This is a genomic window from Arthrobacter sp. 05T420, assembly GCF_056396305.1.
Map to the genome: position 1 here is coordinate 33,551 of NZ_JBFTLG010000013.1, position 11,924 is coordinate 45,474.

Below are 11,924 nucleotides of genomic sequence, written 5' to 3' on the forward strand. Positions count from 1 at the left end.
AACGGTCGTGTCGGCCCGGGAGTTTCGCGGCCGTGCCGGGCATGGTGAGATGGATCATGCGAATCCTTATTGCCGGGGCCTCCGGGCTGATCGGAACTGCCCTTTCGAGCGCGCTGCGCAGCGAGGGGCACGACGTCGTGGCCCTGGTCAGGCGGGCCCCCGTGTCCCCGGCCGAGTTCCAGTGGGACCCGGCCGCCGGCCGGATCGACGACACCGCCCTGAAGGGCGCGGACGCGGTGGTCAACCTCTCCGGCGCCGGAATCGGCGACCGGCCCTGGACCAAGGCACGTGTCAACGAACTCCGCAGCTCCCGGCTGGGGGCGACACGGACCCTGGCGTCGGCGATGACCCGGCAGGACGCGCCGCCTGCGGTGTTCCTGAGTCAGTCGGCCTCCGGTTATTACGGCAACGCCGGGGGGGCGGTGCTTCGGGAGAACGCGCCGGCCGGGAACAGCACCCTGGCCCGGATCTGCGTCGACTGGGAAGCCGCGGCGAATGAAGCGCCGGCCGGGGTCCGCGTGGTCACGCCCCGCACCGGCGTCGTTCTGAGCCGCTCCGGCGGCGCGCTTGGCCGTTTGCTGCCGCTGCTGCGCCTGGGCGTCGGCGGCCCGCTCGGCAACGGCCAGCAGTACTGGCCATGGATCACCTTGCCCGATGTGGCCGGCGCCTTTTCCTTCCTGCTCTCGGCACCTGTGTCCGGGCCGGTCAACGTCAGCGCCCCCGAAACCGCGGACGTGAACTCCCTGATCGCCCAGCTGGCCGGGGCGCTGCACCGGCCGGCGGTGCTGCGGGTACCCGCCCCGGTCCTGCGGCTGGTGATGGGCCAACTGGCCGAAGAACTGCTGCTCGCCAGCCAGCGGATGGAACCGGCGCTGCTGAGCGAAGCCGGCTTTGAATGGCAGCACCCGTCACTCGCCGAGGCCGCGGCGTGGGTGGCCGGCCGGGACTAGCCGGAGGGAGTTAGCCGGACCCCTCTAGCCAGGCGCCGGATCCCCAGCGAGGACCTGCGCAATCCGCCACCGCCCGTCAATGCTCACGAGGACAAGCCGCAGCTTGATCTCCTTCCCGGCTGGGGCCTCAGCCACTACCTGACCGGCGCCATCGCGTTCCTGATACGGCGGGGACACGGCACTGACGGCCACCACTGTCCGGTCCGGGCCGCCGTCCGCAACCGTCTGCACCCGCGCCAGCGTGGTCTCGAACCCGGACAGGACATGTCCAGCCGCCGCCAGCCGGGCGCCGATCTTGGCATCCGCGTCCGCCGCGGCCGATGCCGGGACGTTCACTTCCTGCAGCAGATCCACATCCCCGGAGTTGAAGGCCAGCGAGCGGAGGGCGGCAAGTCCCCGGACCGCTTGGCCAGGGTCTGCCGACTCCAGAAGCTCCCGGAGTTCGATTGGGATGCTGGCAGCGGCCGGGCCAGTGGTTCCGGCTGTCCCGCTGCCGGGCCCCTCGCTGCCCGTCCCTCGATTGCCAGGCCCCGCGCCGCGGGAGGAGCCATCCATACCGGTGTTGGCGACACCGGGTGCTGCCGCGGGCGGCGTCGATGCGGGCGGCGTCGATGTGGGCTGCGCCGATGCGGCAAAAAGTTCCGCGAGGCCCCCGCCCGGACGCAGCCAGGCGGCACAGAGACCGGCCACCAGCATCACCGCGACTGCCGCGCCGGCCCACAGCTTCCGGCGGCCCCGACGGCGCCCGGCGCCGAACGCGTCGCCGTGCCGGATGCGGGGCCGGGCCCCGGCGCGGGCGCCTCGCGCAGTCTCTCGACGGGGCTCCTCCGCTACCCGCAGCACCGTGTTGTCAGTGCTGCGACCGGCCACGGGCCCGGTGCTGGGCCCGGCGGCGGAGTGCCGCGCAGTCGGCCCGGCGGCGGCGTGCCTCGCGGTCGAGACGGGGGACGTCCTGGCATGCGCCCCCGCCGGCGCCGCAAGGACCGTTTCGGCCACGGCGGTGCCTGCCGCGGGGCCCGCATCCGGCAAAAGTCCCTCCTCGGCGAAGGAGCCTATGCGGTCGCAAGAACCTGAGTCCGCGAGGGAGTCTTCGCTGGTGTCCGAGGCCGCGTCGTTGAACGGGCCAGGGGCGGCGGCGGGTGCCGCAATGGCAGCACGTCCCGGCAGGGGCGCGCGGCCCACGAAGGGCCGGCGCAACCACCCGCGGAGCCGCTCGGACCGCCGCTCCCCGGCGCTACGGGGCACCGTGCGGCGGGTCAGCAAGTGCGGTGCCACGCTCGGGTGGGCAGTGACAGATAGGTCCACCGGCTCCGCCACCGTGCTGCGATAAATCGCGGCGGCCAGTTCGGCGGCCGAGGGCCGATTCCGCCGGTCTTCGTTGAGCCCAGACTCCAGCGCGGCGGCCAGCGCCGCCGGGACCTCCGGCACCAGAAGTGGCAACGGCGGCCGCCCTGCACCCGGGACCGGGGCCCGTCCCGTCAGGCAATACCAGCCCAGTGCCGCCAATGAATAGACGTCCCGCTCCGGCTGGAGGCCCGCCCTGACGGCATCCACCGGCGCCGGATCGGAAAAGCCCTCGGTCCCGGCGGCGTGCGCTGCTCCGGCCTCGCCCACCATCCGGGCTACGCCCACATCGGCCAGCAACGGTTTCCCGTTCGCCGTGAACAACACGTTGCCCGGCGAGACATCGCCGTGGGTGAAGCCATGCGAGTGCAGGTACTGAAGTGCCTGGGCAATGGGCGTCAGGACTGTGACGGTCTCGCCCGCACCAAGCCGGCCACGGCCCGTGACCAGGTCCGCAACCGATCCCCCCGGCGCATACTCCAGCACCAGGCCCAGGGCCTCCTGATCGTTCGGACCGGACCGCGGCCCGCGGAGGCGCTGCACGGTGTGGGCCCGGAGCAGGTGGTCGTGGTCCAGCGCCGAGAGGATCCGAACTTCCCGGCGCATGGCCTCTTCAGCGTCCCGGTCCGGGGTTCCGCCGTCGTTTTCCCCGGCCTCTCCCCCGGGGTCGAAGCACTTGAGGGCGAATTCCCGGCCCGTTGACCTGTCGGTCACCAGCCACACGGCGGCAGTGCCCCCGCGCCCCAGCAGGCGTCCGACGTCGTAACCGGGAACCTCGGGGGCGGCGCTGCCCACGGCAGGGAGATCTTCCATACCCAAGAAATAGCCCATCGCGCTGAATCGTGCAGAAGTTATCCACAGGCATGAGAGCTTAAGCACACAAACGGGCGCTAGGTGCGGCTGGGTCTAAGCTTGATGCCATGACTCTTGAGTTCAAACAGCTGGGTCTCGCCCCGGACTTCATCGATTACACGCGCGGCTGGGACATCCAGCGCGAATTGCATGAAAAAGTCCTCGCGGGCACCGCGCCCAGCACTGTACTGCTGCTCGAACACTCCGCGGTCTACACCGCCGGCAAGCGCACCGAAGACCACGAACGGCCCTTCGACGGAACTCCCGTTGTGGCCGTGGACCGCGGCGGCAAGCTCACGTGGCACGGCCCCGGCCAGCTGGTGGGCTACCCGATCATCAAGCTGAAGAACAAGGCCGGCATCCGCGACTACGTGGAACGCCTGGAAGCCGTGATCATCGCCGTCCTGGCGGACTACGGCATTGACGCCGTCCGCATCAAGGGCCGCGCGGGCGTCTGGATCGAACAGGACGCCAAAGGCCCGGACCGCAAGATCGCGGCCATCGGCATCCGCGTCAACGAGGGCGTCACCATGCACGGCTTCGCGATCAACTGCAACAACGATCTCGCCCCCTACGGCCAAATCATTGCCTGCGGTATTAGTGACGCCGGAGTCACCACCATCGCCCAAGAACTTGGCAGGGACGTCACCCCCGCGGACCTCGTGTCGCGGATCACCGAAGAACTGCGCAACAATGAACAAGCCCTAGTTGCTACCCCAGAAGGAGCTCTACTGTGACACTGGCACCAGAAGGCCGGAAGATGCTGCGCATTGAGCAGCGAAACGCGGCCACACCGGTGGAACGTAAGCCGGAATGGATCAAGGCCAAGGTCCAGATGGGCCCGGAGTTCGTCCAGCTCAAAAACCTCGTCAAGAAGGAAGGCCTCCACACGGTGTGTGAAGAGGCCGGCTGCCCGAACATCTTCGAATGCTGGGAAGACAAGGAAGCGACCTTCCTGATCGGCGGCTCCGAATGCACCCGGCGCTGCGATTTCTGCCAGATCGACACCGGCAAGCCCTCGCCCGTGGACATGTTCGAGCCCACCAAGGTGGCCCGCTCGGTCCAGGCCATGGCCCTGCGCTACGCCACCGTGACCGGTGTGGCCCGCGACGACCTCGCTGACGAGGGCGTCTGGCTGTACGCCGAGACGGTCCGCAAGATCCACGAGCTGAACCCGGGCACCGGCGTCGAACTGCTGATCCCCGATTTCTCCGGCAAGCCCGAGCACATCGAGGCGATCTGCGACTCCAAGCCCGAGGTCTTCGCCCACAACGTCGAAACCGTGCCCCGGATCTTCAAGCGGATCCGCCCGGCGTTCCGCTACGACCGCTCCCTGGACGTCATCACCCAGGGCCGCAAGCTCGGCATGGTGACCAAGTCCAACCTGATCCTGGGCATGGGCGAGACCCGCGAGGAAATCTCCGAGGCGCTGCGGGACCTGCACGAGGCCGGCTGCGACCTGATCACCATCACCCAGTACCTCCGCCCCTCCGAGCGGCACCTGCCGGTGGACCGCTGGGTCAAGCCGCAGGAATTCGTGGACCTGCAGAACGAGGCGGACGAGATCGGCTTCCTCGGCGTCATGTCCGGGCCCCTGGTGCGCTCCTCGTACCGCGCCGGCCGGCTCTGGGCCACCGCGATGCGCAAGAAGGGCTGGGAAATCCCGGCCGAACTCGCACACATCGAAAGCTCCGGCAGCACCCGCCAGGAAGCCAGCTCGCTGCTCGCAGCGCATTCCTGAATTCCGTTCTAACCCCTTCCAGCCAAGGGCCGGCACCGGAGTCATCCGGTGCCGGCCCTTGGCTGTCCATCACGTAGAATTAAGGCACTATGGCGAATTCCCCTGATCCCAGCAACTCCAGCCCGGCTTCCGATGCTCCGAAGCGCGGACTTTTCTCCCGCAAGCCCAAGGCAGCAAAGGCCAAGAAGCCGAGCCGGCTGAAGCAGATCGGCGAAGTCTTCCAGATGACTCGCCGCCACGATCCCATGGTTCCGTGGCTGATGTTGCTGGCCTTCCTGGGTGTTGTTGCAGTCAGCCTCCTGGTCGGGTTCCTGCTCGAAAACTGGATCACCGGCCTGATCATCGGCATCGCACTGGGTGCCCTTGCGGCCACGCTGATCCTGTCCCGCCGCGCCGAGCGTGCCGCGTTCGCGCAGATCGAGGACCAGCCGGGCGCTTCGGGTGCCGCACTGGGCACGCTCAAGCGCGGCTGGATCACCGAGGACCAGCCCGTTGCCGTGAACCCGCGCACGCAGGACGCCGTCTTCCGCGCCATCGGCCGTCCCGGCGTCGTGCTCGTCAGCGAAGGCCCCAGCAACCGGGTCAAGCCGCTGGTTGACGCCGAGCGCAAGCGTCTTGCCCGCATCCTCCCCAACGTCACCATCCACGTGATCGAGAGCGGCCGCGGCGAGGGCCAGGTGCCGCTCAGCCAGATCGCCAGGAAGATGAACAAGCTCAAGGGCGAGCTGACCAAGACCGAGGTCAGCGCCGTGTCCAAGCGCATTTCCTCGCTCGGCGGTCGCCTGCCCATCCCGAAGGGCATCGATCCCTACAAGGCACGCCCGGACCGCAAGGCGGCCCGCGGACGCTAGGCTCTGCCCGCAGCGCCACCCAATAGCGCAGCAACCAGTAACGCAGAAACGCCCCGGTTCACGGCCACTTCAGGCCGCCAGCCGGGGCGTTTCCATTACCGCCGGACATCTACCTATGGATGCCAGGAACCAGGAGAAGCCCATGACATTCCCACCGACCGCCTTGATGATTCGTATTTTCCGGGGGCTGGCAATCGCCGAAGCGTTCAGCTGGGCGGCGTTGCTGTTCGGCATGGTGCTCAAATGGGTGACCAAAACGACGGAACTCGGCGTAGAAATTGCCGGTCCCATCCACGGGGCATTCTTCATCGGCTATACGATCGCGGCGTTGAGCTTGTGGGCGAAGCTTCGCTGGCCATTCCGGGTTGCCTTGCTCTCGGGCCTGTCCGCCATCTTCCCCTTCGCGACCGTCTGGTTTGAACGCTGGGCCGGGCGCCGCGGTCACCTCAATGCCACAGGCGCCGGTGCTGCGACACAGGGAAGCGATCAGAGCGAAGTTGCAGGCACTTCGGACCACGACGACGACACGGTTTCCACTGGGGTCTGACGGAGATCAGGCAGGGTCTGGCCGTCGCTGACCATGCTGGGCCTGCACAGTCCGCCGTCGGGCCTCCGTCAACTGGCGGGGATCCGCCGTCGGGACCCGAATGAAAGCTACATCCGGACGAGCACGGTATTCATGGCCTTGTCGTGGAGGCCGCGCTGGTCCGGGTCGAAGATGACGGCAGGGATGACCAGGCACAGCAGCAGCGTCCGCACGAGGGCCGCGAGCGGGCCCGCCGGGCCTCCGCCCAGCCGGACCACGTGGATCCCCGCGATCCGGTGACCGATGCTGTAGCCGAGGGTGCCGATCAGCAGGATCTGCTCGATGGCGAACACGGCGAGGGTGGCCCAAGAATCGCCGGCGAAGGCGAAATTGCTGATCAACAGCGCAATGCCCCAGTCAATGCAGATCGCGAGAATGCGCCGGCCGGCACGGGCGATCGATCCCGGCCCGGCGTCGGGCAGTCCTAGCCGCTCCCCCGGGTATCTGGAGATGCCGGATGTGTCCGGCCCGGTGAGCCATGAACCGATGTCTTTGCGATCAACCACCCTCCAATCTTATCGGCTCTCGCATGTCCACAGTGTGGGCGGTAGGGTGTCACACTGTGGACCGTATAGGCCACAGTGTGGACCGGCGACTAGCGTTTACGTGTCAGGGCATTCTGTAACCTCTCTGAAACAATGCGGACACTGCGGGGAAATCCCATGTCCTTAGGGTGGTAACAGTTGCTAGCGACTGCGAAGCGGGGGAACTTTTTTGCTTCCCCGCTTGTTGGACTGCGCTGGACCAATGTGCCTGACGGCCAGATTTTTCATATGCGTAAGGAGCATAGATGTTCAAGACTGCGGACGAAGTCCTCAAGTTCATCAAGGACGAAGACATCAAATTCGTCGATATCCGCTTCACCGATCTCCCTGGCGTTCAGCAGCACTTCAACGTGCCCGCCAAGAGCGTTGACGCCGACTTCTTCGTCAACGGCCAGCTGTTCGACGGATCTTCGATCCGCGGCTTCCAGGGCATCGCCGAGTCTGACATGCAGCTCATCCCGGACGTCACGACGGCGTTCCTCGATACGTTCCGCATGGAGAAGACCCTTGCGCTGAACTTCTCGATCGTGAACCCGCGTACCGGTGACCCGTACCACCGCGATCCCCGCGGCGTGGCCGAGAAGGCAGAGGCCTACTTGGCTTCCACCGGCATCGCCGACACCGCGTTCTTCGCCCCCGAGGCCGAGTTCTTCGTCTTCGACAACGTCCAGTACCAGTCCTCACCCCAGGGCAGCTTCTACAAGATCGACTCCGAGGAAGCACACTGGAACACCGGCCGCGAGGAAGAGGGCGGAAACCTCGGCTACAAGACCCCCATCAAGGGCGGTTACTTCCCGGTTTCCCCCACCGACAAGCAGGCCGACCTGCGTGACGCCATGTGTGTTGCCCTGGATGAGGCCGGCCTTGAGGTCGAGCGCAGCCACCACGAAGTCGGCTCCGCCGGCCAGGCTGAGATCAACTACAAGTTCACCACCCTGACCCACGCGGCTGATGACCTGCAGAAGTTCAAGTACGTCATCAAGAACACCGCCGACGCCTGGGGCAAGTCCGTGACCTTCATGCCGAAGCCGGTCTTCGGCGACAACGGCTCGGGCATGCACTGCCACCAGTCGCTGTGGAACGGTGGCGAGCCGCTGTTCTACGACGAGAAGGGCTACGCCGGCCTGTCCGACATGGCCCGCTGGTACATCGGCGGTCTGCTGAAGCACTCCTCCGCCGTCCTGGCCTTCACCAACCCGACGGTGAACTCCTACCGCCGCCTGGTCAAGGGCTTCGAAGCTCCGGTCAACATGGTCTACTCGCAGGGCAACCGCTCCGCCGGTATCCGTATCCCGATCACGGGCTCCAACCCGAAGGCCAAGCGCATCGAGTTCCGCGCGCCGGACCCCTCCTCTAACCCGTACCTGGCGTTCGCCGCCCAGCTGATGGCCGGCATCGACGGCATCCGCAACCGGATCGAACCCCCGGCTCCGATCGACAAGGACCTCTACGAGCTCCCTGCCGAAGAAGCCAAGGACATCCCCAAGGCTCCGGGCACCCTCGAGGAGGCCCTGGATGCACTGGCCGAGGACAACGAGTTCCTGCAGGCCGGCGGCGTCTTCACCCAGGACCTGATCGACACCTGGATCGAATACAAGTACGAGAACGAGATCCGTCCGCTCTCACTGCGCCCGAACCCGTACGAGTTCGAGCTCTACTACGGCGTCTAGTTAGATCACGCGGCTGAACCGGGCATGGTCCGCAGACAGTCAGCAAGAACGTAGATACAGAAACGGCCCTCCTACCGATCCCGGTAGGAGGGCCGTTTTCGTTTGCCCGGCACTTATTTGCGGATTGAGCGGTCGATCAGTCGGATCTATAACCCATCTCCGCATGGCCAAAAGAGAGGTCGCGTAGTTCGTCGTGACTACGTCAGCAAAGCCCCCATCAGAAACTGCTTGTGCCTGGACAGGTTTCGGAGTTGCATAAAACTATGAACCCAATGGCGTCCCTGGACACGCCCGAGGTTTCCGGGGATGTTGTTCTGTTGATCGTAGGAATAGGCGTGGCTGCGATCATTCTAATGGCGGCCTTCCTGACCTTTCTTTACTACCGCGACCGGGCCGAAGACCAGCGATCCAGTCAAGTACCGATGCGTCACCGATCCTTTGGCGGGTCCCACCGGCGCTTCTAGCCCATTTCCTATTGGCGCCAGTCCGGCTGGTAGTCATGGTTAGCTGTGATTTTCGGCTTTATGTAGGTCGCCCTGGCGGACTCTTTGCCGTTCCGGAGCCGTCATCGCGGCTGCGTCGTACGGCAGTACTTTCTCCGCATTGATCGAGGTGGACCATAGCCGATGTGACTGTCTTGTATCATTTGCCTTGGTCCCTTCCCGCACACGGCGAGGGCATTCTTTGGGGGAAATGTTAATGGGAACTCTTGCGCGCGCGGCTTCGGCCGCGGGTGCTGCCGTAATCTTGTCTGCTATCGCTTTCGCGGCTCCGGCAGAGGCCACTTCTGCCTGCTGGGATGATGGAAGCGGGAGGACGTGCCGGGACTACAGCGAGGGGGCCACTGGCCGCACCCTGGTCCGGGCGTGGGGGCAGCCGACCTTCACTGGCATCCTCAAGGCGGGACAGACGCTCACGTCGTATTCCGGCAGTTGGGAGCGGGCACAAACGCTGAAGTACCAGTGGCTCCGAGACGATGTCATCATTCCCGGCGCCGAGGGCGAGACCTACGACATCACGGAGTCAGATGAGGGGCGGTCGCTGGCACTGCGCGTCACAGGCTCCGCCGACGGGCTGAAGGATGGCGTGACGACCACCCTCCCGTCGCCCAAGGTCAGTGCAACCAACACGGCCGTGTACAGATCCTTGCCGGACATCGTCGTCACCGGCGAAGCCCCGGTCGTATGGGGCTGGTCGAGGGTCGGTTTCACCTTGGAACTGAACGAGTTGGGCACCTGGTCGGTCGATAATCTGGCGTTACAGTGGCAGGCCGACGGTGTGGACATCGAGGGAGCCACCTCCGACACCTACAAAATCAGGACAGCCGACTTGGGCAAGGTGGTTACCCTTAAGGTGACCGGCAGCTGGCCAGATCAAGGCAGCCTATCCAAGTCGAACACCGCCCCGGCCGTCACCCCCGGGTACATCCAGGCCCCGGACGAAATGTGGTTGGACGGAGGAAACGAGGTCGGCAACACTCTCAGTGTGGTACGCGGACTCGACTTTTTTGCCGACGGTGAGCCGATTTCCGTCGGATACCGGTGGTTGCGGGACGGCCAACCGATCACCGGAGCAATCCAAAGTACCTACCGTGTTGTAGCAGCCGACAGAGGCCATAAGATCTGGGCACAGGTCACCGCAGCAGCGCCCGGCTACTGGCTGAACACCCAAACCGCGCTTTACAACGAAATCGTCGACGGCGAGGTGAATGCCGGCGGTCAGCCCACACCCTCACCGGATCCCACGCCCTCACCGTCACCGACCGCCACTCCCTCACCGTCACCATCACCGAACAAACCGGCTCCCGCCCCGACCCCGAACAAACCGGCCCCGGCATCCGAGAACCAGGCCCCAGCCCCGGCCCCGAACAAGCCCGCTCCCGCTCCCGCCCCGTCGAAACCGGCCTCGGCATCCGTGAAACAGGCTCCCGCACCGGCGCCGGCCCAAAATGAACAGGCCCCCATCGGCCACGCCGACACGGTCCGGCCGACCACGCGCAATGTCCCCGCGCCCTCCGTCGTTCCTGCGCGGGCCTCTGGTGGTTTCGTGCAGCCGCAGGCTGCAGTGCGGGCCGAGTCGCCGGTCGCCGACGCTGCCGGCCCGGTCAAAGCAGCTGCCCCCGTAGACGCCACGCCCGTCGACACGGCACCGGCTGCCACGGCCAGCCCGGCTCCTTCATCCACACCCGGGCCTGCCGCCACCACGGCACAGGCGGCCAGCACTAGCCCCGCAATCCCGCTGCCACTGGTCCTGTGGATTGCCGGCGTCCTCATCGCGGCTGGTCTGGTCTGGGTGATCCGGCCGCTGCGTGCCTCGCTGGTCCGGCTTGTCGCCCGCAAGGCCCCTTAGGGCTGGTGAGATACCAGCGCGGCCCAGGACTCCTGGATCAGAATGCCCGGTACATGATGCGCTGCGGGCCGGCGTCGCCGCCTTCGTAGCGGCCGCGGTCCTCGAAACCGGCCTTGCTGTAGGCGGCCAGGCCGCCGGGGTTAAGTTCGTTGACGGAGAGAACGACTCCGACCTGGCCGCTGCCGAGGCCCGCCGTCAGTTTGGCGGCCTCCCGCACTGCGGCCTCCGCAGCGAGGGTGCCGAGGCCCTGGCCCTGCTGCCGCCGGTCGATCAGGAAGCCCCGCAGCAGCCAGACGGAGTCGTCGTCGGGCCAGCCAGCCAGGGTTGCGGCACCGGCCTGGAGCGTCAGCACGCCGACGGCGGTGCCGTTCTCATCCACGGCGAACGGGTGCCGGGACTCTTCCTCGAGCGCGATCAGCATCATTCGCAGCGGCTCGCCAACGAACCTCTGCTGCCCCTCACCGAGCTCCAGCAGCGCGATCTCCCCCAGCTTGATGGCCCGGGCGTCGTCATCGAGGTTCTTCAAGGGCAGCAGCCACACATGTCCAGCCATGTAGCCAGCGTACCCGCGCCGGCGGGGCAGGCCGCCGAGAGTGAAGCAGCTACAGGGCGGCGTCCTTGGGCGGACCGGCCGGGTCCATCCAGAAGACTTCCCAGAGGTGGCCGTCCGGGTCCTGGAAGCTGTGCGTGTACATGAAGCCGTAGTCCTGGGCCTCCTCCGACGCCGTGCCGCCGGAGGTCAGGGCCGTTCGGATGACCCCGTCCACGGCTTCGCGGCTCTCCAGCGAAAAGGACATGATGGCCTCGGCGGTGTCCGCCGTCGCGGCGATCGACTTGGAGGTGAAGGTCTTGAAGTAGGACTCGACGAGCAGCATCACGTACGCGCCGTCATTGACGATCATGCAGGTGGCGTTCTCATCGGTGAAGTCGGGGTTGAAGGAGAATCCCAGCGCCGTGAAGAACTCAACGGTCTTATCGAGATTCCGGACGGGAAGGTTCACAAACAGTTGCCTGGCCATCCGCCCAAGGTAGCACC

At 66.4% G+C, this 11,924-nt stretch carries 11 protein-coding genes; 7 read left to right on the forward strand and 4 right to left on the reverse strand.

The window, feature by feature from the left end; translation table 11 throughout:
- Window positions 1-56 precede the first annotated feature (56 nt).
- Entirely contained in the window at window positions 57-950 is an 894-nt protein-coding gene (locus tag AC1DEM_RS13535; protein ID WP_476884850.1) for a TIGR01777 family oxidoreductase, read from the forward strand.
- A gap of 24 nt (window positions 951-974) precedes the next feature.
- On the opposite strand, the gene AC1DEM_RS13540 is transcribed toward AC1DEM_RS13535, so the two are convergent.
- Window positions 975-3,107 (reverse strand): serine/threonine-protein kinase, encoded by a 2,133-nt coding sequence (locus AC1DEM_RS13540; RefSeq protein WP_476884851.1) that lies wholly within the window; start codon window positions 3,105-3,107, stop codon window positions 975-977.
- A gap of 107 nt (window positions 3,108-3,214) precedes the next feature.
- On the opposite strand from AC1DEM_RS13540, the gene lipB reads away from it, so the two are divergent.
- From lipB to AC1DEM_RS13560, 4 genes are all read left to right on the forward strand, one after another.
- Window positions 3,215-3,883 (forward strand): lipoyl(octanoyl) transferase LipB, encoded by a 669-nt coding sequence (lipB, locus tag AC1DEM_RS13545; RefSeq protein ID WP_377988148.1) that lies wholly within the window; start codon window positions 3,215-3,217, stop codon window positions 3,881-3,883.
- A complete protein-coding gene (lipA, locus tag AC1DEM_RS13550) occupies window positions 3,880-4,887 on the forward strand; it encodes a lipoyl synthase (RefSeq protein WP_476884852.1) in 1,008 nt (335 codons plus the stop codon). Before lipB ends, lipA begins: the two co-directional genes overlap by 4 nt.
- An 89-nt stretch (window positions 4,888-4,976) precedes the next feature.
- Complete coding sequence (locus tag AC1DEM_RS13555) at window positions 4,977-5,738, forward strand: DUF4191 domain-containing protein (RefSeq protein WP_377988149.1); 762 nt, start codon at window positions 4,977-4,979, stop codon at window positions 5,736-5,738.
- Between the two features lie 142 nt (window positions 5,739-5,880).
- On the forward strand, window positions 5,881-6,285 hold the full coding sequence (locus AC1DEM_RS13560; RefSeq protein ID WP_476884853.1) for a DUF3817 domain-containing protein: 405 nt from the start codon (window positions 5,881-5,883) through the stop codon (window positions 6,283-6,285).
- A 107-nt stretch (window positions 6,286-6,392) separates the two neighbouring features.
- Here the strand turns inward: AC1DEM_RS13560 and AC1DEM_RS13565 are convergent, their stop codons facing one another.
- Window positions 6,393-6,830 carry an RDD family protein gene (locus AC1DEM_RS13565; protein ID WP_476884854.1) on the reverse strand — a complete coding sequence of 146 codons (438 nt, stop codon included), beginning with the start codon at window positions 6,828-6,830 and terminating at the stop codon, window positions 6,393-6,395.
- Between the two features lie 284 nt (window positions 6,831-7,114).
- On the opposite strand from AC1DEM_RS13565, the gene glnA reads away from it, so the two are divergent.
- Window positions 7,115-8,539 carry a type I glutamate--ammonia ligase gene (glnA, locus tag AC1DEM_RS13570; protein ID WP_476884855.1) on the forward strand — a complete coding sequence of 475 codons (1,425 nt, stop codon included), beginning with the start codon at window positions 7,115-7,117 and terminating at the stop codon, window positions 8,537-8,539.
- A 699-nt stretch (window positions 8,540-9,238) separates the two neighbouring features.
- Window positions 9,239-10,888, forward strand: coding sequence for a hypothetical protein (locus AC1DEM_RS13575; protein ID WP_476884856.1), 1,650 nt, complete (start codon window positions 9,239-9,241; stop codon window positions 10,886-10,888).
- A 37-nt stretch (window positions 10,889-10,925) separates the two neighbouring features.
- On the opposite strand, the gene AC1DEM_RS13580 is transcribed toward AC1DEM_RS13575, so the two are convergent.
- Both AC1DEM_RS13580 and AC1DEM_RS13585 read right to left on the reverse strand, forming a co-directional pair.
- Window positions 10,926-11,441, reverse strand: coding sequence for a GNAT family N-acetyltransferase (locus tag AC1DEM_RS13580; protein ID WP_476884857.1), 516 nt, complete (start codon window positions 11,439-11,441; stop codon window positions 10,926-10,928).
- Between the two features lie 49 nt (window positions 11,442-11,490).
- Window positions 11,491-11,907 (reverse strand): VOC family protein, encoded by a 417-nt coding sequence (locus AC1DEM_RS13585; protein WP_476884858.1) that lies wholly within the window; start codon window positions 11,905-11,907, stop codon window positions 11,491-11,493.
- Window positions 11,908-11,924: the final 17 nt, after the last annotated feature.